The sequence below is a fragment of the Candidatus Cybelea sp. genome (assembly GCA_036489315.1).
In the GTDB taxonomy this organism is placed as follows: domain Bacteria; phylum Vulcanimicrobiota; class Vulcanimicrobiia; order Vulcanimicrobiales; family Vulcanimicrobiaceae; genus Cybelea.
The window spans coordinates 16648-31905 of sequence record DASXFZ010000055.1 but is presented as its reverse complement, the minus strand read 5'-3'; the positions used below and the strand labels follow the sequence as shown (position 1 = coordinate 31905).

At 63.9% G+C, this 15258-nt stretch carries 12 protein-coding genes; 11 read left to right on the top strand and 1 reads right to left on the bottom strand.

Annotation, left to right across the window (positions count from 1 at the left end; translation table 11 throughout):
• Window positions 1–283: 283 nt before the first annotated feature.
• The gene (locus VGG51_11815) at window positions 284–790 is read left to right on the top strand and encodes a hypothetical protein (protein HEY1883715.1); all 507 of its coding nucleotides are present in this window, start codon (window positions 284–286) and stop codon (window positions 788–790) included.
• Window positions 775–2304: a histidine ammonia-lyase gene (gene hutH / locus VGG51_11810; protein HEY1883714.1), complete on the top strand. Its 1530-nt coding sequence runs from the start codon at window positions 775–777 to the stop codon at window positions 2302–2304. Before VGG51_11815 ends, hutH begins: the two co-directional genes overlap by 16 nt.
• Here the strand turns inward: hutH and VGG51_11805 are convergent.
• Window positions 2299–6060 carry a TonB-dependent receptor gene (locus VGG51_11805; GenBank protein HEY1883713.1) on the bottom strand — a complete coding sequence of 1254 codons (3762 nt, stop codon included), beginning with the start codon at window positions 6058–6060 and terminating at the stop codon, window positions 2299–2301. The genes hutH and VGG51_11805 overlap by 6 nt on opposite strands.
• A 99-nt stretch (window positions 6061–6159) precedes the next feature.
• Here VGG51_11805 and hutU point away from each other — a divergent pair, with 99 nt between their 5' ends.
• The 9 genes from hutU to VGG51_11760 all read left to right on the top strand — a co-directional run bounded on the left by hutU (window position 6160) and on the right by VGG51_11760 (window position 15258).
• Window positions 6160–7818, top strand: coding sequence for a urocanate hydratase (hutU, locus tag VGG51_11800; protein HEY1883712.1), 1659 nt, complete (start codon window positions 6160–6162; stop codon window positions 7816–7818).
• Window positions 7806–9044 carry an amidohydrolase family protein gene (locus tag VGG51_11795; protein HEY1883711.1) on the top strand — a complete coding sequence of 413 codons (1239 nt, stop codon included), beginning with the start codon at window positions 7806–7808 and terminating at the stop codon, window positions 9042–9044. Before hutU ends, VGG51_11795 begins: the two co-directional genes overlap by 13 nt.
• Window positions 9041–10333: an amidohydrolase family protein gene (locus VGG51_11790; protein ID HEY1883710.1), complete on the top strand. Its 1293-nt coding sequence runs from the start codon at window positions 9041–9043 to the stop codon at window positions 10331–10333. Before VGG51_11795 ends, VGG51_11790 begins: the two co-directional genes overlap by 4 nt.
• Complete coding sequence (locus tag VGG51_11785) at window positions 10330–10755, top strand: hypothetical protein (GenBank protein HEY1883709.1); 426 nt, start codon at window positions 10330–10332, stop codon at window positions 10753–10755. The genes VGG51_11790 and VGG51_11785 overlap by 4 nt, the downstream gene beginning before the upstream one ends.
• Window positions 10756–10845: 90 nt before the next feature.
• Complete coding sequence (locus VGG51_11780; protein HEY1883708.1) at window positions 10846–11148, top strand: STAS domain-containing protein; 303 nt, start codon at window positions 10846–10848, stop codon at window positions 11146–11148.
• Window positions 11149–11817 (top strand): hypothetical protein, encoded by a 669-nt coding sequence (locus VGG51_11775; protein HEY1883707.1) that lies wholly within the window; start codon window positions 11149–11151, stop codon window positions 11815–11817.
• Window positions 11814–12434 (top strand): TetR/AcrR family transcriptional regulator, encoded by a 621-nt coding sequence (locus tag VGG51_11770; GenBank protein ID HEY1883706.1) that lies wholly within the window; start codon window positions 11814–11816, stop codon window positions 12432–12434. The genes VGG51_11775 and VGG51_11770 overlap by 4 nt, the downstream gene beginning before the upstream one ends.
• 1 nt (window position 12435) lies before the next feature.
• Entirely contained in the window at window positions 12436–13710 is a 1275-nt protein-coding gene (locus VGG51_11765) for an HlyD family secretion protein (protein HEY1883705.1), read from the top strand.
• 6 nt (window positions 13711–13716) lie between these two features.
• Complete coding sequence (locus tag VGG51_11760; protein HEY1883704.1) at window positions 13717–15258, top strand: DHA2 family efflux MFS transporter permease subunit; 1542 nt, start codon at window positions 13717–13719, stop codon at window positions 15256–15258.

The window sequence follows — 15258 nt, the reverse complement described above, 5'->3', positions numbered from 1 at the left end:
GGCTCCGACGCATTCACGCACTTGCCTCGCCTGTTTGGCTACCTGGTCGGAGAGCCCCACCGACGCCGGACAAGCGGTTTGACCGCTGCAGTGGAATCGACGTTCATCACGGCGTTTCACACCTAAATGCATTGGTCGCGAGCGATGCGTTCGTCGCACTTCGGATTGGATTCGAAGCTCGAAAAGCGTAGCACGCGCAAGCTTGGGTCGACAAGTGTCGCAGCCTGCAATTCACAAGCTGTCCACAGGTTTTTTCCGTTATGCACATAGAATGGAAATTGCCATGCAGCCCATACCGTTGCTCCTTGCTCTATTGATTCATGCGAGCGGCCCGGCGACGGTCGCGCAGAGCCTTTTCGGCGGGCTTCCGATCGACGGGATCCACTGCGATGCGCAAGAAGGTACGGTCGAGCACATTCATACCCGCCTGCAGATATTCAATCGCGGCAAGTCGCTCACGATTCCGGCGATGATCGGCATCCCGCGCCAAGGCACCTGTCTGTATTGGGTTCACACCCACAGCGGCGACGGCTACATTCACATCGAATCGCCGGTCGTGCGTACCTTCACGCTCGGCCAGTTCTTCGATATTTGGGGCGAAGACCTGAGTTGGACGAAGGCCTCCGACGTGCAGGCTCCGCATGGCAAACGCTTGAGTATTTGGCTCAACGGCACGCTCTGGCACGGTAAGGATCCGCGCGAGATCGCGCTGCGCGATCGCGAAACGATCGTCATCCAGAACGGGCCGCCCTTCGCTAAACCGGCACCCTCGGATTGGTCGAAACTCTAGAGCTCGACGGGCGCCATCTGACGCTCGAGGCGGTTGAGGCGGCGGCGCTCGGGGCGCGCGTCGGGATCACCTCGGCGGCGCGCGAGCGCGTGCGGCGCGCCCGCGATTTCGTCGACCGCAAGTTCGCCGCGGGCGATCGCATCTACGGTGTAACGACCGGCTTCGGCCGGCTTGCGAACATCGCCGTCGCGCCCGAAGACGCCGCCGAGCTGCAGCTCAACCTCGTCCGCAGCCACGCGGCGGGCACCGGCGAGCCGTTGCCGATTCCGATCGTGCGCGCTGCGAGCGTCCTTCGCGCGAACTCGCTCTCGGCCGGTCATTCCGGCGTCAAGCTTGAGACGCTCGACCTGATCCTTGGTATGCTCGCGCGCGGCGTTACGCCAGTCGTGCCCTGCCAAGGTTCGGTCGGCGCCAGCGGTGATCTCGCGCCGCTCGCGCACATGACGCTCGCGCTGATCGGCGAGGGCGAATGCTACTACGGCGGCGAGCGCATGCCAAGTGCCGTAGCGCTCGAGCGCGCCGGCCTCGAACCGATTGCACTTGGGGCAAAGGAGGGGCTCGCCCTCGTCAACGGTACGCAGGTCATGACCGCGGTGGCGGCGCTCGGCGTGTTGCGCGCGGAACGGCTTGCGGCTGCAGCCGACGTGATCGCGGCGATGTCGCTGGAAGCCTATCTGGCGAGCGATCGCGTCTTCGATCGCCGCCTCAACGACCTGAGGCCCCATCCCGGTCAGGAACGCGTTGCGGGCAATCTCCGCGAGTTGCTGGCCGATTCGGAGATCGTCCACTCGCACGTCGAGTGCGAGCGAGTGCAGGATCCCTACTCGTTTCGCTGCGTCCCGGTCGTGCATGGGGCGGTGCGCGACTCGATCGCTCACGTGCGGCGCGTCACCGAGATCGAAAGCAACTCGGTTACCGACAATCCGCTCGTCTTTCCCGAAGACGGCGACTTCGTCTCGGGCGGCAACTTTCACGGCGAGCCGGTTGCAATCGTGCTGGATCTTCTGAAGATCGCCATCTCCGAATTGGCCTCGATTGCCGAGCGGCGGCTCTACCTGCTGCTCAATGCGGAGGACCGCGGCTTGCCGCTCTTCCTCGCGCACCGTCTCGGGCTGCAGTCGGGCCTGATGATCGTGCAGTACACCGCCGCGGCGCTAGTCAACGAGAACAAAGGCTACGCGTGGCCCTCGAGCGTCGACTCGATCCCAACCTCGGCCGGTCAAGAGGACCACGTCAGCATGGGCATGACCTCGGCTAACAATCTGATGCGCGTTCTGGAGAACGTCGAGGGTGCGCTTGCATGCGAGCTGCTCGGTGCGATGGCGGCCGCGGACTTCCGCAAACCGCTGCACCCGGGGCGGGGCACCGCGGCGGCACATGAGATCACGCACGAACGCATCGCGCCGTTTATCGCCGATCGCAGCCCTGCGCCCGACATCGCCGCCGCGCGCGAGCTGATTGCCTCCCGCGCGTTCGCCGGCGCGGCCGAAGCCGCGATCGGCCGCCGCCTATAGGGTGACGTTCACCGAGAAGTAGGCGTTGAACGGGTTTGGCAGTGTGAACGCGTTCGTATCGGCATAGGCCGGTATGTAGGAGTTCGCAAAGGCGGGATTGAGCGGCACCCCGTTGGCGAACTTGTCGTTGGGCGAGGCGCCGTTATAGAAGTTCGCAGTGTAATAGTAGTTGGCGATGTAACCGCAGGTGTAACTGTTGGGCGGATACTGCTTGGTCCACGGCTCCGACGAGCCGCCGAAGCAGGCGTTGACCAGATTGGCCAAGAGCGCGTTGACCTTGACCCGCGGGGTGACTTGATAGGACATCTGCAGGCTGAAATTCAGCTGATCCGGCTGCCGGAACTGGCCAAAGCTGTCGAAGACGCCGGTCTGCGGATTCGGAATCGCCAAAATTCCGGGCTCCGTTCCGTTCTGGGTCGCCGCCAGGCCGCAGGTCGTGTAGTCGGCCTGGAACTTGTTCGGCGCAGTGGGGATGTGGGTCGAGTTGCGCGCACAGGTACGCGGATCCAAACCGTTGACATCCGCGGGATTGCCGTAGGGTTGGCCTTCGTTGAACGTCAGCGCCGGCGAAATCGCAAACTTGTTGTGCTTGTAGTTGACGATCGCGCTGACGACGTTGGGTGAAAGGTAGGCGAAATCCAGGCCGACGGGATACCAGCCGTTGCGGTCGAGCAGCGGCTGCGGCGCCATCTTGTAGTACGGATTTAAGATCACCCCGTTGTAGTTCGGGTTGAGCCGGATGCAGCGCGGATCGGGATACACGTTCCCGGCCTTGTCGTTTTCATAGCACTGCGATCCGCCGCCGGCGCGTGTGAGCCCGTTGAAGTTCGCGATGTTCTGGTTGTACGGATCGATCGGGTTGAGCGAGGTGCCGGGATAGTTGGCCCAGCGCTCCGCCGCGTTCGTGTAGGTGTACGAAAGTAAGAAGGAGAGGCCGTTCTTGTCGAAGTCGCCCTTCGTAAACTCGAACTCGACACCGTCGACGCGCTCGACGCCGGAGTTGAGACCGCCGGTCAAACCGAAAGGAAGGCTGATGTTATAGACCTGATTGGTAGCGTAACGATAGTACGGCGTCAGCTTGATCGACATGTCCGTGCCTTTGAAACGGCGCTCGTACGACGCGTCGTAGTTATCGGAGTACTGCACCGCCGGGTCGTGTTTGGGCGTCGTATACCCGTATTGCCAGAAGGCCTGGAAGAGATCGTAGGCGAGGTTGTTGTCCTTCGCGTTGTACTGGACCTGATAAGTCTCGGGCTCCTGCGCGTAGCGCCCGGCCGAGAAGCGTAGTACCGTGTCGGGATTGACCGTATAGGTGGCACCGATGCGCGGTGTCAGGGCGTAGTCCGCCAGCGTCGGGCTGTAGCTGTTGCTCAGCAGCAGATGGCCGCTTTTTCCGTCGGGATGCACGGTCTGCACCGGGTGCGCGGGAATCGAGTTATCCAGCGGGCAGTTGAAACCGATAAAAGGCGTCGCCGGCCGTCCGCTCGCGGGCGGCGAGGGGATGAAGTACGGCTGAAGCGTCTGAGGATTGTAACAGAACTCGTTCTGACCGGCGAGAAACCAGAAGTTCTGGCCGTTGCTCGACGTGTTGGCGAGATTGTACGCGTACTCTTCCCCACGCAGCCCGAGATCGACGTTGAGCTTGTCGGTCGGCGTCCAGTGATCTTCGAGCGCGACCGAGGTAAAGTTCGGAGTGACGTTGTTGAGGAATCCGGAGTCGCCGGTGAACGTGACCTGCCAGTTCGCGCCGGGAACCTTCGGCGAGCCGGGCTCGGGATAGAGGAACGAGCCGCTCGTTACGGGGCTGTTGCACGGCGCCGGCTGCCCCGCTTTATACGACTCACCTTCGAAGCTGCCGGCAGCATAGGCAAAGCACTGCTTACCGTTGGTGAGATTGGTCGCGCTCGTACTGAGGAAGTTGTTGAAGTTCGTGTTGTTATAGCGATTGGTCGTCGCCGTCGTATAGTTGGCGTCGACGTTGAGCAGGTGCTGCGTGCTGAGCTGATCGGCGAAGGTAAAGGCGAGCCCGCGGGTGTGGGACTCGAGCTCGTAGTCGTAACTGGTGACGCCGAAACCGTAGAACGGCGTGCCGTAACTGAGCGGGCTGGTCTGCAGCCAATCGGAGTAGAACGTGTAGCCGTAGATACGGAAGTAGGCGTTTGAGCCGATGTTGTGCTGGTACTGTAGTTTGAAGATCGACGCGTTGTTCCAGAACGTGTCGCGCGCGTCGGCCGGAACCGCCGAGAACGTTCCCGCGGCGCACTGGCCCTTGAGCGTCACGCCGGCGTAGAAGCCGTACGGATCGACGTTCGCGCAGCGGTTGCCGGGCGAGCCCGGGTCGAAGTAGGGGACCGGCGCGATGCCGGTCGGGTTTTGGCCGAATTGCGTGTGGGACGGCCAGGTAACGAAGTCGCCCCAGACCTCCGGCACGTTTTCACCGTAGATCGCCTGGCTGAGCTGATTGATGACGTGGGGTCCGAGGTCGTTCTGCGAGCTGTAGAACGAGCTGAGCAACGAGGTGACGTTGTATAGGATCTGGATGTCGTCGCGGCCGGCGTCGCGGCGGTGCGGAACGCCGATGTGCAGGTTGAGGACGTTCTCGCGATCGCCGATGTTCGAGTAGCTCGCATAGGCCGGGGAGAGCGTCTGATAGCAGCCCGGGTTCCGATGCGTGCCGACCGGCAGACTCATCGTGCCCGCAAGTCCGAAGTCCTTATAGCCGTACGGGTTGTAGACCGGCGATGCGTTCGGGCCGCCGTACCAGCCCGAGCCGCTGGGCGGCTTGTACGAGCACTCCGGGAAAACGCCGCCGAAAGGCAGATTGATCGTGTTGTAGGCGATCGCCGGATAGCCCCAGACGTCGCCGAGATTCGAACCGTTGAACTGGTCGAGATATCGGTAATCTTGATTGTAGCCGCCGATTCCGACGTAGTAGGAGAACATCCGGTCCGGCGTCGCGCCGCCGGCCTCGACCTGCAGGTTGTGGTAATAGGTCGGCGTGCCCAAACCGGCGTTGACGTTGGCATATCCTGGGAAGGTTCCGGTCTTGATGACCTGGTTGATGAAGCCGGCGAGGCCGGTCGCGCTCTCGCCGGCGGTTCCCCCGCCGGTATACACCTGCAGTTCCTGTTGTCCCAGCGTGCCGGCCGTCCCGCCGGGATAGTTATCGAACGAACGATTGACCGGGACGCCGTCGAACTCGTAGCCCACCTGGTCGTAGTTGCCGCCGCGAATGTAGACGGTCTGATCCCAGCCCTGCTGGTTGGGCGGCACGAACGCACCCGGTACCGCAGCGATCGCCGAGTAGGCGTTGTTCAAGTTGCCGCCGCCGCCGAGGCCGGCCGCGGCCGCGGTCATCGTCGAGTTGACCGAATAAACGTCGGTCGTCGTGCCCGATTTGACTACATCCATGCTGGAGCGCGAGGTAACGTGGGCGATCGTCCGCATCGAAGGCGCAAGCGGAACGCGTAACGCCTGCACCTGGTCGGCGAAGACGGAGATGCCCGTAATCGTCGAGGTTTCGAAACCGTCCTTCGAGACCGTGATCGTGTAGGTATCGGGCGCCAGCGAGAGTATCGAGAATCGCCCCGCGGCATCCGTCGTTACGGTCGTCGTCTGCGATGGACTGACGACCGCGACTCTCGCGCCGGCGACCGGCGCACCGGTGGCACTGTGGGCCACCGTTCCGGTCAGCGAGCCCGTCGTTCCGGCGAGCCCGGTGCCGGCGGAAAACGCAAATCCGAGGATGCTCGTCAAAATGAGTACGACAAAATTACGCTGTCTGCACATGCGTGTCGTGCATTCTCTGCTGCGTTCGAGAGGTCTTGTCCATACCTCCAAGAATTCTGGCGCGTTATGAGCGTTATCGCCGGACCGCGGACCGTTCGAGCGCCGCACGGAGCCGAGCTCAGTTGTCTTGGATGGCCGCAAGAAGCCGCGCTGCGCATGCTGATGAACAACCTCGACCCCGAGGTTGCCGAACGCCCCGACGACCTGGTGGTCTACGGCGGAAACGGGCGCGCCGCACGTTCGTGGGAGGCCTTCGATGCGATCGTCCGGACTCTACGGCGGCTGCGATCCGACGAGACGATGATCGTTCAGAGCGGCAAGCCGGTCGCGGTCTTCAAAACTCACGCTCGCGCTCCGCGCGTGCTGATCGCCAACGCGAACCTCGTGCCCAAGTGGGCCGACTGGAACACCTTTCGCGAGCTGGAAGCGCAAGGGCTGACGATGTACGGCCAGATGACGGCCGGCTCGTGGATCTACATCGGTACGCAAGGCATCCTGCAAGGGACGTACGAGACCTTTGCCGAGTTGGCGCGGCGCCACTTCGGCGGCTCGCTTGCCCGCCGCGTAACGTTGACGGCCGGTGTCGGCGGAATGGGCGGCGCGCAACCGCTGGCCGTGACGATGAACGACGGAATCTGTCTGATCGTCGACGTCGACCGGGCGCGTTTGGAGCGCCGTCGTGAGCTGCGCTATCTCGACCGCGTCGTTGATTCGCGCGAGGAGGCGCTGCGCCAAGTGGAAGCGGCGTGCGGCCGCGGCGAGGCCGTCTCGATCGGGTACGAAGGCAATGCAGCCGAGGAGTTCGCGCTGCTCTACGATTTGGGGCTGCGGCCAGACGCGGTAACCGATCAAACCTCCGCGCACGACCTGCTCGACGGTTACGTGCCGGCCGGTCTTTCTCTCGCACAAGCAGCCGAGCTGCGGCGGCGAGATCCGGAAGAGTATCAGCGCCGCGCGCTCGTGGGCTGCGGCGAGCAGGTGCGCGCGATGGTTCGGTTCCTTGACGCGGGATCGGTCGTCTTCGACTACGGCAACAATATCCGCGCGCAGGCGCAGCGGGCCGGTTTCGAGCGCGCGTTTGCCTTCCCGGGATTCGTGCCGGCCTTTATTCGCCCGCTCTTCTGCCGCGGCTCCGGGCCGTTCCGCTTCGCCGCACTCTCGGGTGACCCCGACGACATCGCGGCTTGCGACGCAAAACTGCTCGAGCTGTTTTCCGACGACGAGTCGCTGACGCGCTGGATTCACATGGCGCGCGAACGCATCTCCTTCCAAGGATTACCGTCGCGAATCTGCTGGCTGCCGTATGGGCGGCGCGCGATTGCGGGGCTCGCCTTCAACGAGCTCGTTGGGAGCGGCGCGGTGAAAGCGCCGATTGTCATCGGGCGCGATCACCTCGATACCGGCAGCGTCGCGTCGCCCTATCGCGAGACCGAAGCGATGCGGGACGGCAGCGATGCGATCGCCGACTGGCCAATCCTCAATGCGCTGCTCAATACCGCGGCGGGCGCGCACTGGGTCAGCTTCCATCACGGCGGCGGCGTCGGCATTGGCTACAGCCTGCACGCGGGCATGGTCGTCGTTGCCGATGGGAGCGACGACGCGCGCGAGCGGCTCGGCTGCGTGCTGACGACCGACCCCGGCATGGGCGTCGTGCGTCACGCCGACGCCGGCTACGAGATCGCAATCGAAACGGCCGATCGAGAAGGGATCGATTGGCGTCTCTGACCGTCTGCGCGAAGACGATCGTCACGTGCGATACGCAGGCTGCGCAATGCGGCATCGACTTCGCCGCGCTCGGGCGCATCGACGACGCTGCAATGCTGATCGACGACGGCACCATTGCCGCAATCGGCCCCAAGACTGTCATCCTGAGCAAGGCGCGTAGCGCCGAGTCGAAGGACGAAGGGCGAGCTCTGGATCTAAACGATCACGTAATTTTCCCCGGGTTCGTCGACGCGCACGCGCACCCGCTATATGCGGGCGATCGGGAGCCCGATTTTGCGGCGCGCCAGCGCGGCGAAACGCCGGCGCTGGGGATGCGCTACACGATCGACCGTACGCGCGAAGCGCTGCTCGACCCCGAGCGGTTCTACGATACGACGGTTCGTCCGCGCCTCCAAACGATGCTGCGCCACGGCACGACGACGCTCGAGACGAAGACCGGCTACGCGCTGCATCGTCCGGGCGAACTGGCGCTGCTCGATCTGATGGCCGCGCATCGCAACGATCCCGGCGTCCCGCGTCTGGTTGCAACCTTTCTCGGTGCGCACGCGCTGCCGCCCGAGTTCGACTTCGAACGCGAAGATGGATTCGTCGACTATCTGATCGATCAAGTGATTCCGCTCGCGGCAATGCACGGTGCGGTGTACGCGGATGCATTTTGCGAACCGGGCTTCTTTTCGCCCGAGCAGGCGCGCCGCTATCTCGATGCCGCGCGGCTGCACGGCATGCGCCTTCGCGTACACTGCGACGAAATGTCCTACGGTGCCGCCGCCGCGATGGCGACCACGCTCGAAGTCGATGCCGTCGACCACTGCAACTACATCCGCGACGACGACGTGAAGGCGATCGCGCAGCGCGGCATCGTCACCGTCGCCTGCCCGGCGACGATCGAGTTTCTCAACCTCCCGCAGAGAGCGCCGGTACGCGCGCTGCTTGAAGCCGGTGCGACGGTTGCACTCGCCAGCGACTACAATCCCGGCACCTCGCCCTGCTTCAACCTGCAGACCGTCGCCTATTTCGGGCGGAAATATTTCGGGCTCTCGGCAGCCGAAGCGCTCTACGGCGTGACGCGCGCGGCCGCGCACTCGCTGCGGGCGGATGGCGGCTCGCTGCGCGTCGGCGGGCCGGCCGACTTCGTCGCGATGCAGATCGCTTCGCCCGAGGAGTTCGGCTGGCAGTTCGGCGGCAATCTGGCAAGCACCGTCGTCAAAAACGGCGCGATCGTGTGACCAGCGAGCTGGTCCGCTGTGCGCGCGCGCTCGTCGGCGGCGAGCTGCGTGAGGACTATGCGTTCGCGGTGCGCGAGGGGCGGATCGCGGCTGCCGGTAACTTCCTCGACGTCCGCGACACGGCAGGCGACCTGGAGGCTCGCTCCTTCCCGGTCGATCGCCTGATCGTCCCCGGATTCATCAACGGCCACAGCCACGCGTATCAGATTCTCTTACGCGGCTGGGCCGATGACCTGCCTTTTGCGAAGTGGCGCAGCGACGCGCTCTATCGCGTCGTCCCGCATCTGACTGCCGACGACATCTATTGGACGTTTGCGCTGGCCTTCTCCGAAATGCTCGCCGCCGGCATCACGACGGTCGCGGAGTTCTTCTATCTCAACGGAGAGGGAAACGCGCACGCCGAGGCCGCGATCCGCGCCGCGCGGGAGACGGGAATCCGCTTGGTCTTCGCCCGCACGTGGATGGACGCCGAGTATGCTCCAGCGCAGTTTCGCGAGAGCATCGATCTCGCCGCCGAACGAACGCGCGAGTTGATGGAACGGTATCCGGAGGCGAACGTCTGCGTGGCGCCGCACTCGCTGCACGCCGCCTCGCACGATATGATCCGCAGCGCCGCGGAGTTTGCGAGCGATCGCGACTGCATGCTGCACATCCACGTTGCGGAGGCTCCGTATGAAGGCGAAGAGACGCTTGCGCGTTTCGGTGCCACGCCGGTTGCATTGCTCGACCGCCTCGGGGCGCTGACGCAGCGCACGGTGGCAATTCACGCCATCTACCTCTCCGAGCAGGAGAAGGAGATGATCGCGCGGGCCGGCGCTCGCGTCATCCACAACCCGATGACCAATCAGTACCTCGGCGACGGCATCTGCGACGTCGTCGGTCTGCGCTCACTCGGAGTCGTGATGGGATTGGGATGCGACGCCGACGTCAAGCCCTCGGTGATCGACGAGATGCGCGCGGCGACGCTCTTGCAAAAGCTGCGGCGGCTGGACGGCGCGGCATTCGGCGCGCACAATGCGTTCGCGCTCGGCACCGCGCAGGGTGCGAGTGCGCTGCGTCTCGATGCCGGGGATCTGCGCGAAGGACTGCCGGCCGATTACGTCGTGCTCGACGCATCGGGGATCGATCGGTGGTCGCCGCCGCTCAATGCGCTCGTCTATCGCGGCGAAGATTCGTGGGTGCAGGCGACCTTCGTGGACGGGCGCCGCGTCTACGTCGGTGAAGCCTCGCCGCTGGCGCGCCGAGCCCGGGACGAGGTCGACAAAATCGCGAAGCACCGAGTTCAATGAGGAGGTCGATGGAAATGCGCACGACGATTCTCGCGGTTTTCCTAATCGGGTTAGTGGCCCTCACGGGATGTAGCGGCAATAAGGCGAGCAACGCCGCGTCGAACGCCGCCAACGCGGCCGCGACCGCCGCGAGCGACGCGGGGAACGCGGCTTCCAACGCCATGCACTCAGCCGGCCAAGCGGCTACCGGCAGCCAGACACCACCCAACTGCGGCGCGGTCTCGGCCGTCTGGGTGAACCTCAAAACGAAGGTTTACCACGAGTCGGACGACCCGATGTACGGCAAGACCAAGCACGGCGAGTATCTCTGCCCGTCAGCAGCCAAGGCACAAGGCTTCCGTCCCGCGGGGGGCGCGATGGCGGGCAAGCATCATCGCCGCTCCGAGGGTGCCGGCAGCGCGGGAGGCGAGAGCTCGATATAGCCTTCGCGAGGTGCGTGTAAGCACTTGCATTAGCCCCGCCCGTGTGATAGCATCTGCGTGCAAGTACCCACTTGCAATGCTAATTTACCGGTGAGGAGTACAGGGCTGAGCACGAATTCCGTTCTTATCGAGTACCGGCCTGGGGTCTATGCGGCCCTTGAGGCCGAGGTGCTCGCGGCTATCCAAGAGGACGGCGCCGACCGCGTCGTTCTCGATCTCGACAAGCTCGACCGGCTCGATTCGGGCGGCGTCCGCGAGGTGATCTCCCTGCTGCGGCGCGTCCGCTCCATCGGGGGCGACCTGGCGCTGCGATCGACCAACCCCGAAGTGCTCCGTACGCTTTCCGCGACCGGGCTGGACCGTGTCTTTTCACTCGAAGGAGAGGCGGTGTAGATGGTGAGATCGCTGCCGTTCGCGCTCATCGCTGCCGTACTGCTCGGCACGGCTCCAGCCCTTTCTGCGGGCAGCGAGGGCGCCGGGGCCCCGCTCGATGCTCGGGCGGTGATCCAGCGCCTGGCCGATCGCAACCCTACCCTGCAGAGCTACAAATCGCGCGTCCACGTCGACGTGCGCATGCTCAGCTTTCCGTATCTGGCCCCGAAGCTCGACGGAACCTCGTATTATAAGCGGCCGAACCTCTACGTCGTCGTCTTCGACCGAATGCCCGGATACGCGCGCAATTTCGGGACGCTCTTCAACGACGTCGGCAACCCGCTGGCCTGGCAGCGCGACCAATACGTCTCTACGGAGGGGACGACGCTGCTCAACGGCCGCCCGACGGTCGTCTTGCGCCTGACCAAGAAGATTCACAGCGACATTCTCGATCACACGCTGGCCTACGTCGACACCGAAAGCTGGGTGCTCGTGCGAATGGAGTGGTACTACACCAGCGGCGGCAAGATCACGATGTCGCAGCAGTATCGCATCGAGAATAGCTACGTCGTCCTCTCGCAGCAGCACGCGACGATTGCGATCCCGCACGTGCGCGCGGTCGCCGACGCCGCGTACGGCGTCTACCAGACGAACGTCCCGGTGCGCCTCGGCTCTAAAGTGCCGCAATGATCGAGACCCGCAAACTAGATCTCGGCCGTTCGGCCTCGCCGGAAGAGACGCGCGAGCGCATCCTCGTCGCGACGCGTGAAGTGATCGGCCGCAAGGGCAAGCGCGGGGCGACCACGCGCGAGATCGCCGACGTCGCCGGCGTCAACGAAGCGACCCTCTTTCGTCACTTTGGAACCAAGGAATCGCTGCTGGTCGCCTGCGCGCAGCACTTTTGCGGACACCTCGAACTCGCCGGCGCTGCCGCAACGCGCAGCGGCGACCTTGCGCAGGACTTGCTGGCGCTCGCGCGCCTGATGTTCGCTCGTTTCGTCGCGCTCGGCGATATGATTCGCTGGTCGCTGGTCGAGCAGGAGTACGAACAAGATATCTTTGCCGAGACGGCCTGGCGGCCGCAGCTCGCAATCCTCGCCGTGCTGACGGAGTTCATGAAGCGCCGTATCGAGGGCGGCGAACTGCGAGGCGAGCCGCAGAAGCTCGCGATGGTATTTTTGGGCCTGGTGTTCATGCATGCGCTCGGGCGAAAGAAGTTTCCCGGTTCGCCGCTCCACGGCGGGGACCCGGATAACGCGCTGCGTTTTTATATCGACGTTTTTCTCAATGGGGTAAAGAACTCGTAAAATGGATACGAGAGAAGCTGATCAGCAAAAGACGATCGAACGCAAGGGGAACGGCACCGGAAGGGCCGCGCCCCAAGAGGTTCGCGCCGACGACGCCGGCGAGTCGCGGGGGCGGCCGCGCAAGCGGATATTCTTCATCATCGGCGCGGTCGTCGTGATTGCCGTCGCCTTGATCTGGGGTCTGCCGTGGTTGAACTTCATGCTTTCGCACGAAGGCACCGACGACGCGCACGTCGCCGCCGACGAGGTTGCGGTCACGAGTAAGATCCCCGAGCGCATCAACCAGATCTTGGTCGATACGAACCAGCAGGTCCATCGCGGGCAGCTCCTGATCGTTCTCGACAACAAGGACGAGATCGCGCGGTTGCGCGCGGCGCAAGCGCAGTACGACCTCGCGGTCGCAAACCAGCACGCGACGACCACCCAGGGGCAGGGCGCCGTGGCGCAGGCGAGCGGCGCGATTGGCAACGTGCAAGCGCAGGTCCCGGCGGCCCAGGCCGGCGTGGAACAGGCGACGGCGCAGCTGCGCGCCGCACAGGCGCAGGTCCCCGCCGCGCGCCAATCCTACGATAAAGCGCAGGCCGATCTCGATCGTGCGCAGTCGCTGGTAAGCACCGGCGACGTGGCTTCGCAGACGCTCGACGCGGCCCGCGCCCAGAGCGCAGGCGCGGCGGCGCAGCTGCGGGGCGCGCAGGATCAGGTCAACGTCGCGGAGGCGGCGGTCTATGCCGCGCAGAGCCGCGTCTCGGCAGCGCAGGCCGGCGTCGCAGAGGCCTCCGGCGGCCTCACAACGGCACAGGGTAAACTCGCCCAAGCCTCCGATCCCAGCCAAGTCGAAGCCGCAAAGGCGCAGCTCAACCTCGCCAAGCAGAATCTCAACTACACCCACATCTACGCTTCGACCGATGGCTACATCGGTGAGAAGAGCGCGGAAGTCGGGCAGACGGTCGGCGCCGGCATCACGCTGCTGACGATCGTACCGCACAAGATCTACATCACCGCAAACTACAAAGAAACTCAGATGGGCAAGATGCGAGTCGGCCAGCCCGTGGATATAAAAGTCGACGCCTATCGCGGCCTGACGTTCCACGGCCACGTCGCCTCCATCAACCCAGCTTCGGAAAATACCTACGCCTTGGTGCCGGCGCAGAACGCGAGCGGCAACTTCGTGAAGGTGACGCAACGTATACCCGTGCGTGTCGAGGTCGACAATCCGCCCGCCGACTATCCGCTACGCCCCGGCATGAGCGTCGAGACATACGTCCGCGTGAAGTAAAAAGCCATGATGCGGAGCACCTACGAAAGCCCTGTCGTCGAGCACGGGTGGCGGCGGGTCATCATCAGCATTGCCGTGATTACGGCGACGCTGCTCGAAATCATCGACGTCACGATCGTCAACGTCTCGCTGCCGAACATCCAGGGTAACTTCGGCGTCGGCGTCGATCTCGGTGCCTGGGTCGTAACGGCCTACCTGATCGCCAACGTCGTCGTAATTCCGCTCAATCCATGGTTCGCCGCACGCTTCGGGCGGCGACAGTACTTCTTCGCTTCGATCGTTATCTTTACGATCGCGTCACTGATGTGCGGCTTCTCGAACAGTTTTGGCTCGCTCGTCTTCTGGCGCTTGATCCAAGGTCTCGGCGGCGGCGGTTTGATTTCGACCTCTCAGGCGATTCTGCGCGATACCTACGGAATCAAAGAGCAGGGGAAGGCACAAGGCGTTTTCGCACTGGGCGTCATCGTTGGGCCGGCGCTCGGCCCGGTGATCGGCGGCTGGATCACCGACAACTGGAACTGGCACTGGATTTTCTTTATCAACATCCCGGTCGGCATCACCGCGGCGACGCTGATCTGGAACTTCCTGCGCAATCCGACGCAACCTGAGCACCGCCGTCTCGACTGGATCGGGCTGATCCTTATGTGCGTCGGCTTGGGCTCGATGCAGTTCGTGCTCGAGAACGGGCAGCAGTACGACTGGTTCGACGACGCGCGCATCCGCTGGTTTACGTTCTTTTCGGTCGCCGGGCTCGTTTCGTTCGTGTGGTGGACGCTACGCTCGACGATTCCGATCGTCGATCTGCGGGTGCTGCGGATGCGCCAGGTCGCAGCCGGCAGCATCCTCGGCGCGGTGCTGGGCGTCAGTCTCTACGGCTCCATCATCGTTTTACCGCAGTATCTGATCAACTCGCTCGGTTTCACCGCCACGCTCTCCGGAGCGACCGTCATGATTCGCGCCGGAGCGGTGCTGCTCTTTACGCCGCTTACTGCAATCATCACGCAGCGCGGTCTCATCGATCCGCGGATCTCGGCGGCGATCGGCTTCATTCTGCTCGCGCTCTCCAACTGGATGCTTGGGAGCATCACCACGCCCGAGTCGGACTTCCACGCGCTCATCCTACCGCTGATCATCAGCGGCATCGGCCTCTCGCAGATCTTCGTGCCGCTCTCGGTCTCGGTCATCGGCAGCGTTCCCGATAAAGAGGTACCGGCCACGGCGGCTTTCTTCAACCTCTCACGCCAGATCGGAGGGAGCGTCGCGGCCGCGATCCTGATCACCCTGCTCGTGCGCGGCTTTACGATCCATCAAACCGAGCTCGCGAGCACGCAAACCCTCGATCGTCTACCGACCGCGCGGTACGTGCAGCTGCAAGGCGGCCTTCACAACGTCGCCTCGATGGATCGTCTGCGAATCCTGGTCTCGGCGCAATCGGCGGTGCAGTCGTACGCCGATACGTCACGCTGGGTCGCGGTAATTACGATCGGCCTCATGCCCTTGGTTTTCTTGCTGAGAAGGCCGCGCATCGGCGTGGCCATAGAGGAATGA

Excerpts from the sequence above, each read along its gene's own strand:
- VGG51_11815 (HEY1883715.1), top strand. The coding sequence starts at position 284 with ATGCAGCCCATACCGTTGCTCCTTGCTCTATTGATTCATGCGAGCGGC.
- hutU (HEY1883712.1), top strand. The coding sequence starts at position 6,160 with ATGAGCGTTATCGCCGGACCGCGGACCGTTCGAGCGCCGCACGGAGCC.
- VGG51_11785 (HEY1883709.1), top strand. The coding sequence starts at position 10,330 with ATGAGGAGGTCGATGGAAATGCGCACGACGATTCTCGCGGTTTTCCTA.
- VGG51_11775 (HEY1883707.1), top strand. The coding sequence starts at position 11,149 with ATGGTGAGATCGCTGCCGTTCGCGCTCATCGCTGCCGTACTGCTCGGC.
- VGG51_11770 (HEY1883706.1), top strand. The coding sequence starts at position 11,814 with ATGATCGAGACCCGCAAACTAGATCTCGGCCGTTCGGCCTCGCCGGAA.
- VGG51_11765 (HEY1883705.1), top strand. The coding sequence starts at position 12,436 with ATGGATACGAGAGAAGCTGATCAGCAAAAGACGATCGAACGCAAGGGG.
- VGG51_11760 (HEY1883704.1), top strand. The coding sequence starts at position 13,717 with ATGATGCGGAGCACCTACGAAAGCCCTGTCGTCGAGCACGGGTGGCGG.